The organism is Paenibacillus hebaui, from assembly GCF_051934385.1.
GTDB lineage: Bacteria > Bacillota > Bacilli > Paenibacillales > Paenibacillaceae > Paenibacillus.
This window is the reverse complement of the sequence record NZ_CP196836.1, coordinates 4032970-4048782: the sequence shown is the minus strand read 5'-3', so window position 1 is coordinate 4048782 and position 15813 is coordinate 4032970. Positions and strand designations below refer to the sequence as shown.

Below are 15813 nucleotides of genomic sequence, written 5' to 3'. Positions count from 1 at the left end.
CATATGGTGAAAATAAGTGATGGTGATAAACCACATGTAATGCAAATTGTGGGCTACAAAAATACAGGAAAAAGTACTTTGGTCGTTGCACTAACCCGTTATCTTTCCTCAATTGGACGTAGAGTAGCTGTAATTAAACATGATGGTCATGATCATTTTGAGATGGATCGTGAAGGAACGGATTCCCATCGCTTTGCTCAGGCAGGGGCGGATGCGGTTGTTGTCATGTCGGAGAAACGTACCGCAATCATAAAGCGACAAGCGACGAGTCTGGCGGAAATGCTGAATTATCTATCAGGTTATGATTGGATTCTCATTGAGGGGTACAAACAAGCTGCTTATCCCAAAATAGTCATGATTCGTGAAGAGGGAGACCTAACTCTGGTGGAAGAATTACAGGGCGTACTTGGTATTGTTTCATGGCTGCCGCTTGAAATAAACAATTTAACAGAAAAAAGAGAGAGTATCAGCTGGCATTCTGTCCATGAGACGGAAGATATAGGAAGATGGTTAATATCACTTGAGTAGTAGGTCGGAAAGAGTGATTGCATTACGAATACGTAATATATATTATGTAAACCGATTGATAAATTGATCTGAAATGGAACTATAGACGACTTAAATCATATCTAGAATAAACAAAAAAAGAGATCTTTATCTAAGCTAATAATGGGATAAAGATCTCTTCTTGTTATATGCTTTTATGAAATTCGTGCCAGCTAAGTATGAAATAAGGTCTACATTCCCTCATCTGTACGGCGTTCAATCGCTTCAGACATCGTTTTATCTGTGAGGTGAGCATAAATCTCGGTAGTTTCCGTAGAAGCGTGTCCAAGCTGTTCCTTCGTTTTATAAATATCATTTTGTAAGTAATAGTCAGTTGCGAAGGAATGGCGCAGTTTATGCACAGTGAGATACGGTTTGCCAAAGCACTTGGCGTATTTCATAATCATGGCCTGTATGGCACGTTTGGTCATCCGGCTACCCTCGGAATCACCATTACGCAGAGCGATGAACAGACCCTTTTCCCGTTTGGGGGTGCGATAACGTGTCTGCCGCAGATTCATATAAGTTGCAAGCTCATCTTTGGCTTGCTCTCTGAAATAAACAGGGGTCTTAAAGGTCTCGTCATTATTACCCTTACGATATACATATAGCAGTTTATTGTTCAGATCCAGATCATCCACGTTCAGGTTCACCACTTCCGATACCCGCAAACCCGAGTTCAGAATGAGACTGGCAATGCAGGCATCCCGTTCTTTGTTTAGTTCATGGGAGTACAGCGCCTGCTTGTTCTTCTCCATATCGACGGCGTAGCCCTCCAGGATATATCCGACAAATTCCAGCAGTTCTTCTTCTTCCAGAAGCTTGCCTTTCAATTTTGCTGCTGTATCCTTCGGTTTATGCGTACGTTTGATCTCAATCTTCGCCATAATATTTCGTTTCAGTAGAGGATAGAACTCCTCATCTTCGGCAATCTGACTCAGGTAATGAAAGAGCGAGCGTAAGGAAGAAAGCTTACGGGAAACCGTGATTCTGGAATTGGCTCCTTCACGTTTGGTGGTCAGAAACAATCGATAGGCCGTCACTGAGTCCATACGAAGGACTTCCAGTTCAATCAGCTTAACTTCCTTATTGGAGCTTGCTTGGGATAAGCCTTCTGCGCGCAACCAACCAAAAAAGGCATCATAATCCCTTAAATATTCAAGCAAGGTAGATGGCGATAAATCGGGTAGCTTATAGTCAATGAATTGCTGAACGAACCAAGGCATGGAAGGCAATTTTTCATCCAGCTTGCGTCGGTCAATTTCTTTTTGCACATTGGTCAAGTTCGGCACCTCCATGTAAAATCTTTTTGATTTTTAAGAGCTTTTTAAAAAAAAATATTCGATAATCTAGCATGCTATGCGTTGCAAACTATATTTTAGTGTACCATAATTTACATGCTTTGAGCCTCTTTATTCATAACAATGAACGGTAATAAACAGATCGCAAAGGTCTTGGGGTATCCTTGCCCTTCTGCACGCAAAGCTTTAAAGTAATGAATATACGCACAGTAGAGGAGGCGGACCGGATGAATATGCAGATTGAACTGGTTCCCCACGAACGCAGTCAGGTGATTCGGCATTTAATGCAATTTTATCTCTATGATTTTACCAAATATCTGAATATTGATGTGAACAGTGATGGCATTTTCCCTGAATATCCCGGTCTGGATGCATTCTGGATAGAAAAAGGGCGCAAGTTTCCTTTTTTGATTACAAGCGATGGTGCACCAGCAGGTTTCGCTCTCGTGGAGAAGCTGGAACCGGGAAGCAAGGACAATGATTACTATTTAACCGAGTTTTTTGTCATGCAAAAATATAGGCGCAGCGGTGTAGGGACCCGGGCGGCTTATGAATTGTTCCAACGTTTTCCGGGCAGATGGAAAGTGACCCAGGTTCGCAATAATGTGATTGCACAGGCATTCTGGCGGAAAATTATAGGGGAATACACCGGAGGGCGTTTTCGGGAAAAGTTCCACCCGGAGCTAGGCAATCCCAGTCAGTATTTTGTAACCTGATCCGATATCGGATTCAATTTACATAATCGGCCTGGCCCAATCGGGCAGTGATGTTGTACTTGTATCCCCGAACAATGAAAGAAATTGAGGAGACAGCAAAAGTGGGTGGAACCGCCTGGAAGAGGGTAATAACATACGGGAAGTAATTTGTAATTCTATTGATCTATACCAATATAAGAATTTGGAGGAAGATAACGATGGAACTACGCAATTACGGTAATACAGGCATGAAAGTAAGTACACTTGGATTCGGCGGAGCAGAGATCGGCAAAGATGTATCAAGGTCCGATGTGGACAATTTGCTGGGCAGCGCGCTGGATGCAGGTCTGAATGTGATTGATACGGCGGAATGTTACGGTGACAGTGAGGAATTAATCGGTGAGGTGCTGTCACACCGACGTGATGATTACTATTTGTTCACCAAATGTGGACATGCTGCCGGGATTGAAGGTCCGGATTGGAATGCCAAGGTACTGGAACAGACCATTGATCGTAGTCTGAAACGGTTGAAAACAGACTATGTGGATGTCATTCACTTGCACAGTTGTTCTGAAGAAGTGCTGAGGCAAGGGGCCGTTATTGAAGTGCTTCAGCGTGCCAAACAGGCAGGGAAAACCAGATTTATCGGTTACAGTGGGGATACGACAGATGCGCTGTATGCCATTCAGATCGGGGTATTTGACAGTCTGGAGACTTCATTAAATGTCGCAGATCAGGAAGCGATTGAACTGACCTTACCTGAAGCGAGAAAGAGAAATATGGGTGTAATCGCCAAAAGACCAATAGCCAATGCGGCCTGGACGTATGAGACGCTTTCGGAAGAAGCCTATCCACATGTATATTGGAAACGCTTAAATGAGCTTAACTATGGTTTTCTGGGCGAAGATGCCCAGGCAGCGGTAGAAACAGCACTTCGGTTTACGCTAAGTACAGCAGGTGTAGATACGGCTATTGTAGGAACAGCTAAGCCAAATCGTTGGCAACAGAATGCCGACCTTGTGGCTAAAGGCGCGCTTCCACAGGAACTGTACGATGAGATCAGAGCACGATGGAAGGAAATTGCTAGAGCGGACTGGACTGGCCGGACCTGACATTTGGACTCAAAAACTGCCGTTAAGGCAGTTTTTTTCTTCTAAGGTTAGCCAATTCATTCATGGCTGGCCTTTTTTATGTTTTCATGATTGCCATCTAGCAGCGAGGTAATTAATACTATTTATTTTCAACATATGAAAAATTCAGAATAGAAAAGGCGCAGAATCGCGTCCCAATGGTGGTTCTCCGCAAAGGCCTCTTTCAACCGTTTACTTATACTCTCATGGGAGAAGCGTGCCATTTTCGAATAACCCAGTACATACCACAAACAACAAGCCCCTTAGGGGGCTTGTCTTGTCTATGCGTTTCGTTTACAAGGCTTTATTTCTGGAGTGATTTTCCTTATTCAAAGGAACCGCTGTGGGACGATCATTGGTTTTGCCATAAGTCAGCTTACGCCATATCCATTCCATCGGGCCGTACTTAAAGCGTTTCAACCACAAGGTACTGAAAATGACGAGGACAAGGTACACGGCCAGGCTGATCATGAACGTGCCGGCTGACTGAATGTGATCAGCAAGTCCGAATCCATATCCGAGGAGCAGAATAGTTCCGATGATGGAGTGCAGAAGATAACAGGTTAGCGACATGCGGCCCACTTTGGTGAAGATCATCAAGGCGCTGCGCAGCTTGGGAACATACAGGAACAACATGGCAAGGGTACTCAAATAGAACATACTGCCGGTTAATCCGCCATTTTGTCCGAGGGCAGAGGAAATTTCCATCCACATCAAATTCTGAAAAGGAATCAGCATGCCGAGCATCATACTGCTCTGTGTAATCAGAAAAGCGATTGTGCTAATAAACCAAATTTTCTTCCACACCTGTTTTTTTGATTCCATATTTTTGAATAACTCCATCTTAACAAAGTACATGCCGAGCAGAAACATCAGAAACATGGAATAGACGGTGGAGAAAGAGCTGGCTACCATTGTTCCCATATCTGCCCAGCGAGCTGTGATGGATTCCACATAGGTAAGTCCACTATTATGGCTTGAGAGAGCAAAATCCGCGAAATTCGGTTCTGATGCTGCAGTATTTATGGTATTGTACAGCATCATGAAGACCGGAGACAGGAATTGAACCACGATGAGTACGATGATCCAGCGCAGCATCGTTTTTGGCGAGCGATTGTAGAATGCGAGCAACAGGAAGCCGATTACGGCGTAAAAGGCTAATATGTCGCCGACCCAAACCAATGTGATGTGCAGAACGCCAAAACCTAGCAAGATGGATAACCTGCGTGCAAACAGCTTGTTTGGACTCTCAACTCGCTGCGCGGCTCGATCCATAAAAATGATGAATCCGACACCAAACAAGAATGAGAATAACGTAACGAATTTGCCTTCAGCAAACCAGGAAACGAGATTGTGCACCACATCATCCGAGGACATTTCGAATCCCTTTACGGAATCCGCGATCAGAAAATAATTGACAATGATAATACCTAACATGGCGAATCCACGAACAATGTCCAGAAAATGAACCCGTTCATTCAGACTCATGGGTTGTCCGTGTCCTTCTTTTTGTAGACTCATATCAATGCTCCTTTTCAACTTATAATTGCTAACATAGGGTACGGATCGGAAAAACATGCATAAACTTGATCCTTATAATGGATAAATATAATGAACGAATCTTAACGGTTTATGAAGGGCAATCATTTTCTTAAATGATGTGACAAAAGTGTGTCGTTCAACTGCTTTCATAAACTGTTAAGATTTAAGTCTTATCTTTATAACGTAGGTGCTACTTATGGACGATATATAGTAAGGGCATACGAGAAATGAGTGGGGCATAATGGATTATTACTCGCCACTAATCATTAACATCAAGAATCAAGAATCATGAGGTGAAAGGAATATGACCCATCGTATTTTAGTGGTAGAAGATGATCAGGATATTGGTGACTTGCTTGAGGAATCTCTAATTCGCGCAGAATATGAGGTATTAAGAGCCAAGGATGGGCAGCGGGCATTGCAACTTGTAGATGAGTCCTTGGATTTAGTCATTCTTGATATTATGATGCCTGGCATGTCAGGGATTGAAACTTGCCAGCATATCAGGCAGTATTCTAACGTTCCTATTTTGTTCCTGACTGCTAGATCCAGTACATTCGACAAAACAGAAGGACTGCTCGCCGGCGGTGATGATTATATGACGAAGCCTTTTTCGGAAGATGAACTTCACGCCAGAGTCATTGCTCAACTGCGAAGGTACAAAATTTATAAGGAAAAAAAGGAACACGGAGAAATTTTTCTGGTTGGGGCAAGCTTAGAGTAAATGAGCAATTTAACGACGTTTGGAAAGAGGGTCGGCAAATGAAGCTATCCGATTTGGAGTATCGCATCTTGAAGCTGCTGATGAGTAAGCACAACAAAATATTCTCGGCCCAAAATATATATGAAAGTGTTTGGAGCCAGCCTTATTTTTACAATTCTAACAATACCGTTATGGTGCATATTCGCAAACTGCGCTCCAAAATTGAGGATGACCCGGCACGTCCGGCTTATATACAGACTGAATGGGGAAGAGGATACCATTTTGGCGCGTCGTAGATTCATGCTTACCCAAAAACTGGGATTGCTTATCATACTCGCTGCTACGGTAAGTGGTGTAGTATTTCTGACGTTACAAAAGATCACGAATGAACTGATCGACGAATATCTTAATTCGGAGGCGTATTATCAACAAGAGTCTGCCAGATATATTCAAAAATTTAGTCATTATGTTTCAGCGAATCAACTCTCTGTTACTGATCGACGAGCATTTGCAGATTGGGTCAGAAAAGAAAATTATGTGATGCTCACCATATTCAAAGACCAATTGCTGCAATACGATTCAAACTATTTGCGTGAAGATGAATCTGGATATGGAGTGGAGAAGGAGACCCGATACGCTCAAAAACATTCCTTTCCGGTCAAGTTTAGCGATGGGGAAGGAAGAGTCATTATTGATGGTTTCTTTTCTTCACGATATTACGATCTTGCCTTCACGTTTGAGCTTCTTGGGGCAACAATGATTTTTTTGTTGATCGTTCTCCTTGGCATTCGGCGGAGTCTTGCCTATCTAAGAACAATTCATGAAGAAATTCATATTCTTGAGGGTGGGGAATTGGAATATGAGATGACCATTCGAGGACATGATGAACTGGCTATGATCGCAGAGAGCGTTGAGGAACTTCGTAAAGCTTTTCTGGACAAGCTGGAGGCTATTGAAGGATTGCAGACCGAAAGCCGCAGCCTGGTTACCGAAATGTCTCATGATATGCGCACGCCGCTCACATCCTTAATCATGTATCTGGAATTTGCAAAAAAGAACGAAGCGAACTGCATACCAAGAAAGATCATTATGTAACCAATGCGTATGGGAAAGCTATCCAGTTAAAAAGCCTGTCTGATAATCTGTTTGCATATTTCCTTCTGGATAAGGAACATGAGGCAGATTTGGAGAACGTTGCTGTGAAAGAAGCAATCTATGATTTGGTATCGGATCAGATTGCTATACTCCGTCAAGAACAATTCCATGTTCATATCACAGGCGAGTTACCCGAGACCTATATTCAAGTAAATATGGAGGAACTGGGAAGAGTATTTGATAATATTCTGTCTAATTTATTGAAATACGCAGAACCGCAAGATGAAATCAGTATTTCGTTTATCTCCGATCAAGAGATATTTGAAATTCATGTCTGCAATACTATAAAAAATACGGATTCATCTCCGGAAAGCACCGGCTTTGGCGAAAGAATCATTGCTAAAATGATGTCCCGGATGCAAGGGGAATTTTACAGCACTCAAGAAAAGTCGAGATACTACACGGTTCTAAAATTCCGGAACACCAAGGTGTAAGGAACTGACTGTATTATATATCAACACTCACCAAGAATATATCACAACAGGAGCTAAAATAATGAAGCTATTCGAGAAATTTAACAAAGTCCCTCATCTGTTACAAACCCTTCTCAACATCTGCCTGTTCTGTTTGGCCATAGCACTAAGTGCACTTCTTATTAGTGAGACGTGGTACATTGTGCAATTTGTGTACAAATCATTTTTCAATAAAGTCGATAGCTATTACGAAATGATAGCGGAATTACTCGTATTCTTTTTATACTTTGAGTTCATTGCGTTAATTATTAAATATTTCAATTCAAACTTTCATTTTCCGCTGCGTTACTTTATATATATTGGCATCACCGCGATAATTCGTTTGATTATCGTCGATCATGATGAAGCTGTTTCAACGTTCTGGTGGGCGATGGCGATCCTGGTTATGATCTGTGCTCTATTTATCGCCAATAAACGCAAAGCACATCCAGAACAATAAACTACATTTTTACAGCAGGAGTTCTATAGGATGAATAAAATTATGATACGCGGCAAAGAAATTACAAGTGTTGAGGAAATGCAGTGTATTCTTCAGAAGGAAACGGGTCTGGATTCCTCTCACTTCAAGGACCTGGATGCACTGCGAGAAGGTATAATGTGGCATACAGTCATGCCAATCACACTTGAATGGGTGAATTTCAACGAGAGCAGATATGCGCTTGGAGCATATGCCGACCAATTAATGAATGTATTATATGAGGTCGATGAACAACTTGAGGAACTTTTTACGTTAATTCTAAAATGATAAACGGAAACATCGATGGGATGAAGCGACGAATTACAGAGCTTCATCCCTTTTTCATTGTTCCTCAGTAGAGTAGAACCAACAATGTAAAATTTCAACATATGAAAAATTCACAATAGATAAGTATAGCGCTCCTTCGTTTCTTTATTCCACCAACACTCTATCCAGCACCCACATCGTATCAACGAACTGCCATATAAGCAAATCCACTTCAACCTTTTTTTCCAGAAATGCGGTAAACAAGCGAAAAACAAAAAAAGAAAACAGAAATAAAACCAAGCTGCTCCTCGAAGAGAGAGGGGGAGCTTGGTTGAGATGGACAAAGGACGTTTAATACATATACTGCCACACCGCCAGCACGAATTTATACAAAAAGTAAAAGGAAAAGCCGAGCAAAAGCACACCCGCCAATGCAGAGACAACCTGGATCATTTTCTGGCTCATCACTTTTCGTGTCACGGAGACGATCGAGAGCAGGCCCAGATCATGAAGGAGAATGCCGCATAACACGCCGATCGCTGACACCACAAAGCTCAGCTTTCCCGAGGATTGATAAGAGTCTGACAATACAGCACCAAAAACGGATATCCAAAAAATAAGATTGCCAGGGGAGATCGCCACCAATAAGCCATTTCGGTATGTTCGGCAAAACGATTTGTTCGTCTTTCCATTTTTTCCATCGGACACCGCAATATTCAGATCTGAGTTCCGGATAGAATCGTAACCCAAAAACGCCAGAAATGCTGCACCTGCAAGCCATAGTGGAATCTGGACGTAAGGCAGGGACAAGAAGGAAGCAAATCCAAAGTACATGGCAAGAATTAAACCGGCATCGACCGTCATACCTCCCAGCCCGACTGCCCAACCGTGAATGAATCCGTTTCTTAATCCCTGCTTGGTCATCTCTACGGTGATTGCTCCAACAGGCATGGCGATTGCCAGACCAATCAGAACGAATTTGATATAGATCTCCATAGTCATTTCCTTTCATTCGGGAATGGATGTGTAGCGATAGAAGCTTGTCTCATCTGAAAAAATGCATTTTGATAGTCCAGAGGTCTGGTGAATTCTGAGGGGTGATCCAGATGCTTGTACAGATTTATGTATCGCAACCAATGAGTCCAGTGCTCTCCTCCTGTTACGGCTGGTATACAGCTTATTCGGAGGAGAGCACTTTTAGAATCAGGCTTGTTCTATTCTTTTCCTTTTTCCAGCTGCAGTGAGCGGAGGAAAGGACACTTGGAGGGAGCCGTATCATCATCTCGCAAAAAGTACTGTTTATATTCCAGATTTCCTTGTGCTCCGTACTGTTTTAACTCAGGATGAGCTGGTACTGTATCGTAGGCGGCCAATCGTTCACGAATTTTCGGAGCAATGGCCTCTGCTTTCTGCGGGTGTGCATTCCATATGTCCAATACCCACCGTGGCGTCATTGCGAGCATGAAATAAGGGAAGCTCCGACTCTGACGTGATGTATGCGCAGGAGTACCGCAATAGACGAAATAACGTTCATCGCTAAAACAGAACTCCCACATGGATTGCTCCGGATCTTCCGGAATATCTTGCGGCCAAGGTTTATCGTCCAGACTCCTGATCTGACTTAACAAATCCCAGAATAGTGTTTCATAGCCTATGACATCTCTGATCTCTTGCTCCTTTTCAAAAAAGATCACCAATGATGAATATTGCCCGAAGGAACGCGAAGATTGGCCATATTCCGTAATGATGTTGGACAGAATACGGCTTGCCGATTCGCTTCCAGGCGGTGATACAAAACCATATCGGAGGTGACCCAAGGCAAAGGCCTGTGTGGCCGGAATACAGGGAAACCGGGCTTCTCGGTCACTCATTTTGGAAGCAAACAAACGGTAGGCATCCCTCTTCCAGGCTTCCAGAGGTGCCTCTTCATTCTCCATTTCAGAAGCGGTGAATAACAACGACATGAACAGTCCTCCTTTTACCTATAGGATATAACCTAAGCGCAAATTGGTGACAGTCCATATTTCTTTTAAAAACAGAAGCAGATATCCATCATACAAATGATGACCACCCAAAGATTGTTAACCGTACGATTACATAATATTAGGAACCTCGTAGAAAAATAGAATTGTAAGTTAATCCAGAATGGAGGACAACCATGTTTTTCTATCGTGAAGACCTGATTAATATGATCGTACCGGACAAGCCTGATCCCGCTGCTGCAAAAGTATTGCAAGAGACCCTCGGTGGTCAATTCGGTGAAATGCGGACCATGATGCAATTTTTCTTCCAAAGCAGCAATTTTCGGGGTAATGCTACGCAGTATAGAGATCTGATTCGTGGGGTATTTCTTGAGGAATTAAGTCATATTGAACTTGTACAGCACACCATTAATCAGTTATTAACCGGTGCGGGAGCGGAAGGAGCTGGAGATGCAGGGGTGGATGGTGCTCCACTGGATGAAGCGATTAAACATGCCAACCCGCATCATTACATCATGGGGGCCCAAAGCTCATTGCCGGTAGATGCTGCCGGTAATCCGTGGCTTGGGAATTATGTATACGACCACGGGAATCTGATAAGCAATTTGCTTGATAATATTGTGTTGGAATCTACGGGTGTGTTGCAAAAGTCACGAATATATGAGATGAGTACCAACAAGGCGTTCCGGGAAACGTTAGCGTTCCTGATTGTTCGCGATAATGCTCACCAAAATGCATTCGCTAAAGCGCTGGAGAGCCTGGGCGTTAATTGGGGGAAAATATTCCCGATACCGAATTATGATATCAACAAGTATCCGGAATGCCGAAAATATGTGGATATGGGCTTCCATAATGCTCAGTTTAATTTCCGCTTGGACAATACGCGCATCGCTGAGATTTTTAGTGGTCAAACGCCAAGTCGTAATGGTGGCGAACTGCAAGTAGTTGACCCGCCGCAAGGACATCCACTGCCTTATATGCCCGAACTTCCGAATGAACATAGCCCAGGGATATATGATCTCAATGCTTAAAATATGAACCGGCAACGCATAGAATAGGAGCGATTTGAAGCTGAAGGTGAGACAAAAAAGAGACACTTGTGGTCTCTTTTTTTGATATAGATACGAAAAAGGAACCCAATGATGAGTTCCTCCATGAGTTGTTGCATGACTATGTTATTGCGGGCGATGTTGGTTTGAATACGTACCAAAAGAAGATTGACCATTTGTTGTAATGTTAGGGTTATTATAGGGCTGCTCCAGGTAAGACACGTGCTGTGAAGAGGTATTGGCAAGTTGCTGTGCAAGGCTAGAGATTTGTTGCAATTGTTGGATCGCAGTTTGATGTCCCTGCAGAGCTGTTTGAATAATGTGAGCTGCTTGTTGCTCGCGTTGTGCCAATTGCTCCAGTTGTTGAGCGTTGCTTTGTTCTTGTCTCAGTAGTTGTTGGTATTGCATCGAAGCCTGTTGTGTTTGTTGGGTAAGTTGTTGAGCCAATTGTGTATTTGCTGCGTCTGTGAGAATTGATTCACGTGTGAAAACCTCCTATATGTTTTGATTTACCTGTGTAGTATGTAAAGAGGTTCTGAGAAATATTCAAACCTGCTTTTTCTGAAATCTATTTCTTTTATTATCCTATACGTTCAAGCTTCACAAAATCTTTTTACGAACATGTTTCCCTGTAAATTGGGAAGGCTACCATAAGAAACGTAAAATTGATACAGAAAAGGAATGACAACATGAGTAAAGCATCAACTAACTCTACAGAAGAAAAGAAACTAAAATGGTGGCAACTAAGTCTGCTGGGTGTGGCAGGAACGATTGGCACGGGATACTTTTTGGGTTCCAGCCTTGCAATCTCGATTGGTGGTCCTGCTGTGTTGCTGGGCTATATCTTGGCGGCTTTGGGTACATATGTAGTTTTTGATGCGCTCGCGAGAATGACAGCAGATCATCCGGAGGAAGGATCATTCCGTTCTTATGCAAAGAAGGCTTTTGGAAGCTGGGCAGGCTTTGCCAGTGGATGGTTCTATTGGTTCTCCGAGTTGCTGATCATGGGGAGTCAGTTAACGGCGTTGTCCATTTTCTCACGATTCTGGTTCCCGTCTGTACCACTCTGGATCTTTGCTGCCGGATTTGGGATCGTGGGTCTTTGCATTGTGTTCTTCGGCAATAAAGGATTTGACCGAGTTGAAAATGTATTGGCAATCATTAAGATTGCAGCCATCATCATGTTCTTGGTCCTTGCCATTGCGCTTCTAGCAGGATGGATTGGGGGAACCAAGTACGAACATAAAGTACCGTTGGATATGGCAGCGATTTTTCCAAAGGGTGGAATTGGCTTGTGGTCTGCGTTTCTATTTGCGTTCTATGCCTATGGAGGTATTGAAGTGCTTGGAATCATGTCATACCGGCTTCAAAAACCGGAGGAAGCACCCAAGGCAGGAAAGGTCATGCTTATCGGGCTATCAGCTGTATATGTAGTATCCATTGGACTGGCATTAACCATGGTTCCTTTGAATGCATTCAATCCCAAAGAGAGTCCGTTTGTTCTTGCGCTCAGCAGTGATCATCTGGCATTCGTTCCACATGTGTTCAATGGGGTGTTAATTGTGGCGGGCTTTTCAACGATGACAGCTTCTCTCTATGCGGTTACCTCCATGATCATTACACTGGCAAAAGAGGGAGATGCTCCACCGTTGTTCTCCAAGAAATGGAAGGAGAAGTATCCCTTATTTGCACTCAGCCTTATTGGCTGCGGGTTGATTGGCACCATAATCATGTCGCTATTACTCCCTGGAAAAGTATATGAATACATTACGACTGCAGCCGGACTGATGTTGTTGTATAACTGGTCGTTTATTTTGCTGTCGTCTGGTCGACTTTTAAAATCAGGCAAGTTCGATACGGTCAAACGCTGGATCGGATTGTTCCTAATCGCTACTGCGGTAACAGGGACTCTCTTTCATGCACTCAGCAGACCCGGATTCTATATAAGCTTGCTACTTGTTTCCCTGATTGGCATCAGTGACTTTATTGTGCAACGAATTCGCAAGAAAAACTCGACCAAAACTACTAACAGCAAGTCGGAAGAAGAGGAGGAAGATGAACAAGGGGCCGATGAACCATCAGGATATCACATCACAGGTATTCGGCTGCGCAAAAAAAGCAGACTTAAATGAAAAAAAGAAATTGTATGGCTTGAAACCCAAAGTAACATCCAAAACCGACTAAGGATAACCCGGAAATTAGAGCTATGCCCTTGAGTACAGGAGAAGTGAGATATTTGCGAAAAAAACTTACCGCTGTTGCCATGAACAAGTCCCACAAAAGCACGCCAAAAATGATAGCTCCACTATAAATCAATAATTGATCCATAGGAGAATCATTTACAGCTTTGGCCAGAACAGAGCCATATATACCAAGCCAGAACATGATGGAGAGAGGATTAAACAGAGACATCAGGAATCCCTGAATGAATGACTTGGAGAGTTGTGAATGATCTCCTCTCATCTGAGAGGGAGCAAGCGTTCCTGCATTTTTGATACTTTCCACACCGGTATACACGAGTACAAAACAACCAAACATCCACAAGAATACCTTTACAAAAGGGAGTTCAAGCAAATGCACGATGCCAAAATATACGAGCAACATGTAAATGATATCTGCTGCGATGGCTCCCAGTCCAACAAACCAAGCCGGCATAAACCCTCCTCGGACACCCTTGTCCAATTGTGCGGCATTGATGGGTCCAATGGGTGCTGAGAGTGTCAGCCCGAGAAAAACATACCCTAGCATGATATAAATGAAATGGTCCTCCTTTCGCATACTATAAAAGCATATTCTTCTGATATCCAATATAGGACATGTTTATTTCTTTTAAGTCATTGGAGATGCATACTTTCGGCACAACTGACCCATATTAAGCGGAAAATAAAGGAGGTGATTCTATGCTGATGCGTTGGATTAAGAATGTATTTACATCTCAAAAAAAAGAAGAAATCCCCAAAAAGCGTACTCAGCATTCGGATAACCTGGATACATCACTACGAAATAAACTCAATACCATTTTAGAGGCATTTGAGCATAGTCCTGATTTTGTGGTTCGTGATTTTCCTGCTTCTAAGGCAGGAGGTAACTCTTTAGCCGTTTGTTACATGGAAGGTCTGACTGATTCGGTCCTGTTAGTTGATCTGATGGATAATGTCATTCAATGGGTTAACTCGACTTCACCAATCGAAGAACAGCCAGCAGATGTATTAGTAAAAAGAATATTACCCTCCGGAAATATCCGAAATATAGATTCGACAGAACGAATCTATGAAGCTCTGTTAACGGGTAACATCGTAATTCTTATTGATGGTGTAAGAAACGTCTTAGCGGTACCGATCGCCGGGGGAGTCAGAAGATCTGTGGAGGAGCCGACGTCCCAAACGGTCGTTAGAGGCCCGAAGGAAGGATTCACAGAAGAATTAAACACCAACATCACTTTGGTTCGACGAAAAATACGGACACCTGACCTGAAGTTTCAAATGCACAACATTGGAGAGCATACGCAAACAGCAGTTGCGTTGGCTTATATCCAAGGTATTGCCAAGCCGCAAGTGATTGAAGAAGTCACTAAGCGTCTAAATTCTATCAACACAGACAGCATACTTGAGAGTGGTTACATAGAAGAATTTATTCAGGACGCACCCCTTACTCCCTTCCCAACCATGATCAATACAGAGCGCCCCGATACTGTTGCAGGCAGTCTATTGGATGGGCAAGTGGCCATTCTGGTTGACGGGACTCCATTTGTCCTGATTGCTCCCGTTACTTTTTTTAATTTCTTTCAAACACCCGAGGATTATTACCAGCGCTATGATATCTCAACTTTTCTGAGAACGATCCGATTAATCTGCTTCGGGGTATCTTTGTTGTTACCTTCGACTTTCATAGCATTAACCACATTCCAGCAAGAGATGATACCGACCACGTTATTGGTTACCTTAGCTGCACAACGGGAAGGGGTTCCTTTTCCAGCTTTGGTTGAAGCATTACTTATGGAAATTACGTTTGAGGTCATACGTGAAGCTGGTGTTCGAATGCCGCGGGCGATTGGACCCGCCATCTCAATTGTTGGCGCATTGGTTATTGGACAGGCCGCGGTAGAAGCAGGATTGGTCTCAGGAGCGATGGTCATCGTGGTGTCTTTTACAGCGATCGCGAACTTTGCCATTCCTTATTTTAGTATGGCAACAGCAGTGAGGCTACTGCGTTTTCCGTTTATGTTACTGGCAGGTACGCTTGGTTTATTTGGAATACTGGCTGGAGCAGTACCTTTGCTTGCACACTTGGTTTCGCTGAAGTCATTTGGTGTTGATTACTTAATGCCGTACAGTCCATTTTTCAAGTCTAATATGAAGGATCTATGGCTGAGAGTGCCGTGGTGGGCAATGAAGACGAGACCCGATGAGAAGTCCAATTCTAAAATAAGACAAGCACCTCACCAATATCCGACAGGATCGAATAATGTGGTAGACAGTATTAACGAAGCTGAGAACGAATAGGGAGTGATATC

Annotated in this window: 14 protein-coding genes and 2 pseudogenes; 10 read left to right on the top strand and 6 right to left on the bottom strand. The window is 43.1% G+C overall.

Annotated elements, in window-relative coordinates:
- The first annotated feature begins 3 nt into the window (after window positions 1-3).
- Complete coding sequence (mobB, locus tag ACR32F_RS17860) at window positions 4-528, top strand: molybdopterin-guanine dinucleotide biosynthesis protein B (RefSeq protein WP_440109263.1); 525 nt, start codon at window positions 4-6, stop codon at window positions 526-528.
- A gap of 209 nt (window positions 529-737) precedes the next feature.
- Here the strand turns inward: mobB and xerS are convergent, their stop codons facing one another.
- Entirely contained in the window at window positions 738-1844 is a 1107-nt protein-coding gene (gene xerS / locus ACR32F_RS17855) for a tyrosine recombinase XerS (protein ID WP_440109261.1), read from the bottom strand.
- A 230-nt stretch (window positions 1845-2074) separates the two neighbouring features.
- On the opposite strand from xerS, the gene ACR32F_RS17850 reads away from it, so the two are divergent.
- Both ACR32F_RS17850 and ACR32F_RS17845 read left to right on the top strand, forming a co-directional pair.
- The gene (locus ACR32F_RS17850; protein WP_440109259.1) at window positions 2075-2563 is read left to right on the top strand and encodes a GNAT family N-acetyltransferase; all 489 of its coding nucleotides are present in this window, start codon (window positions 2075-2077) and stop codon (window positions 2561-2563) included.
- A 197-nt stretch (window positions 2564-2760) separates the two neighbouring features.
- On the top strand, window positions 2761-3654 hold the full coding sequence (locus ACR32F_RS17845; protein WP_440109257.1) for an aldo/keto reductase: 894 nt from the start codon (window positions 2761-2763) through the stop codon (window positions 3652-3654).
- Between the two features lie 312 nt (window positions 3655-3966).
- Here the strand turns inward: ACR32F_RS17845 and ACR32F_RS17840 are convergent, their stop codons facing one another.
- The gene (locus tag ACR32F_RS17840) at window positions 3967-5193 is read right to left on the bottom strand and encodes a DUF418 domain-containing protein (protein ID WP_440109255.1); all 1227 of its coding nucleotides are present in this window, start codon (window positions 5191-5193) and stop codon (window positions 3967-3969) included.
- Window positions 5194-5518: 325 nt separating this feature from the next.
- Here ACR32F_RS17840 and ACR32F_RS17835 point away from each other — a divergent pair.
- From ACR32F_RS17835 to ACR32F_RS17820, 4 genes and pseudogenes are all read left to right on the top strand, one after another.
- Window positions 5519-6213, top strand: a pseudogene (locus ACR32F_RS17835) (response regulator transcription factor).
- A 4-nt stretch (window positions 6214-6217) separates the two neighbouring features.
- Window positions 6218-7506 (top strand): annotated as a pseudogene (locus ACR32F_RS17830) (histidine kinase dimerization/phospho-acceptor domain-containing protein).
- 61 nt (window positions 7507-7567) lie between these two features.
- On the top strand, window positions 7568-7984 hold the full coding sequence (gene psiE, locus ACR32F_RS17825; RefSeq protein ID WP_440109253.1) for a phosphate-starvation-inducible protein PsiE: 417 nt from the start codon (window positions 7568-7570) through the stop codon (window positions 7982-7984).
- Window positions 7985-8014: 30 nt separating this feature from the next.
- Window positions 8015-8290 carry a barstar family protein gene (locus tag ACR32F_RS17820; protein WP_440109251.1) on the top strand — a complete coding sequence of 92 codons (276 nt, stop codon included), beginning with the start codon at window positions 8015-8017 and terminating at the stop codon, window positions 8288-8290.
- A gap of 330 nt (window positions 8291-8620) precedes the next feature.
- Here the strand turns inward: ACR32F_RS17820 and ACR32F_RS17815 are convergent, their stop codons facing one another.
- Window positions 8621-9265: a LysE family translocator gene (locus ACR32F_RS17815; RefSeq protein ID WP_440109249.1), complete on the bottom strand. Its 645-nt coding sequence runs from the start codon at window positions 9263-9265 to the stop codon at window positions 8621-8623.
- A gap of 218 nt (window positions 9266-9483) precedes the next feature.
- Window positions 9484-10233 carry a YqcI/YcgG family protein gene (locus tag ACR32F_RS17810; protein ID WP_440109247.1) on the bottom strand — a complete coding sequence of 250 codons (750 nt, stop codon included), beginning with the start codon at window positions 10231-10233 and terminating at the stop codon, window positions 9484-9486.
- Between the two features lie 194 nt (window positions 10234-10427).
- Here ACR32F_RS17810 and ACR32F_RS17805 point away from each other — a divergent pair, with 194 nt between their 5' ends.
- A complete protein-coding gene (locus tag ACR32F_RS17805; RefSeq protein WP_440109245.1) occupies window positions 10428-11282 on the top strand; it encodes a manganese catalase family protein in 855 nt (284 codons plus the stop codon).
- A 144-nt stretch (window positions 11283-11426) separates the two neighbouring features.
- On the opposite strand, the gene ACR32F_RS17800 is transcribed toward ACR32F_RS17805, so the two are convergent.
- Window positions 11427-11708, bottom strand: coding sequence for a hypothetical protein (locus ACR32F_RS17800; protein ID WP_440119934.1), 282 nt, complete (start codon window positions 11706-11708; stop codon window positions 11427-11429).
- 281 nt (window positions 11709-11989) lie between these two features.
- Between ACR32F_RS17800 and ACR32F_RS17795 the strand changes: the two genes are divergently transcribed.
- The gene (locus tag ACR32F_RS17795) at window positions 11990-13432 is read left to right on the top strand and encodes an amino acid permease (RefSeq protein ID WP_440109243.1); all 1443 of its coding nucleotides are present in this window, start codon (window positions 11990-11992) and stop codon (window positions 13430-13432) included.
- Here the strand turns inward: ACR32F_RS17795 and ACR32F_RS17790 are convergent.
- The gene (locus ACR32F_RS17790; RefSeq protein ID WP_440119932.1) at window positions 13425-14057 is read right to left on the bottom strand and encodes a LysE family transporter; all 633 of its coding nucleotides are present in this window, start codon (window positions 14055-14057) and stop codon (window positions 13425-13427) included. The two genes, ACR32F_RS17795 and ACR32F_RS17790, sit on opposite strands and share 8 nt — an antisense overlap.
- Window positions 14058-14200: 143 nt before the next feature.
- Here ACR32F_RS17790 and ACR32F_RS17785 point away from each other — a divergent pair, with 143 nt between their 5' ends.
- Window positions 14201-15802 (top strand): spore germination protein, encoded by a 1602-nt coding sequence (locus ACR32F_RS17785; RefSeq protein WP_440109241.1) that lies wholly within the window; start codon window positions 14201-14203, stop codon window positions 15800-15802.
- Window positions 15803-15813 lie beyond the last annotated feature (11 nt).

Excerpts from the sequence above, each read along its gene's own strand:
- psiE (WP_440109253.1), top strand. The coding sequence starts at position 7,568 with ATGAAGCTATTCGAGAAATTTAACAAAGTCCCTCATCTGTTACAAACC.
- ACR32F_RS17805 (WP_440109245.1), top strand. The coding sequence starts at position 10,428 with ATGTTTTTCTATCGTGAAGACCTGATTAATATGATCGTACCGGACAAG.
- ACR32F_RS17800 (WP_440119934.1), bottom strand. The coding sequence starts at position 11,708 with ATGCAATACCAACAACTACTGAGACAAGAACAAAGCAACGCTCAACAA.
- ACR32F_RS17785 (WP_440109241.1), top strand. The coding sequence starts at position 14,201 with ATGCTGATGCGTTGGATTAAGAATGTATTTACATCTCAAAAAAAAGAA.
- ACR32F_RS17815 (WP_440109249.1), bottom strand. The coding sequence starts at position 9,265 with ATGGAGATCTATATCAAATTCGTTCTGATTGGTCTGGCAATCGCCATG.
- ACR32F_RS17850 (WP_440109259.1), top strand. The coding sequence starts at position 2,075 with ATGAATATGCAGATTGAACTGGTTCCCCACGAACGCAGTCAGGTGATT.
- ACR32F_RS17840 (WP_440109255.1), bottom strand. The coding sequence starts at position 5,193 with ATGAGTCTACAAAAAGAAGGACACGGACAACCCATGAGTCTGAATGAA.
- mobB (WP_440109263.1), top strand. The coding sequence starts at position 4 with ATGGTGAAAATAAGTGATGGTGATAAACCACATGTAATGCAAATTGTG.
- ACR32F_RS17845 (WP_440109257.1), top strand. The coding sequence starts at position 2,761 with ATGGAACTACGCAATTACGGTAATACAGGCATGAAAGTAAGTACACTT.
- xerS (WP_440109261.1), bottom strand. The coding sequence starts at position 1,844 with ATGGAGGTGCCGAACTTGACCAATGTGCAAAAAGAAATTGACCGACGC.
- ACR32F_RS17820 (WP_440109251.1), top strand. The coding sequence starts at position 8,015 with ATGAATAAAATTATGATACGCGGCAAAGAAATTACAAGTGTTGAGGAA.
- ACR32F_RS17810 (WP_440109247.1), bottom strand. The coding sequence starts at position 10,233 with ATGTCGTTGTTATTCACCGCTTCTGAAATGGAGAATGAAGAGGCACCT.
- ACR32F_RS17795 (WP_440109243.1), top strand. The coding sequence starts at position 11,990 with ATGAGTAAAGCATCAACTAACTCTACAGAAGAAAAGAAACTAAAATGG.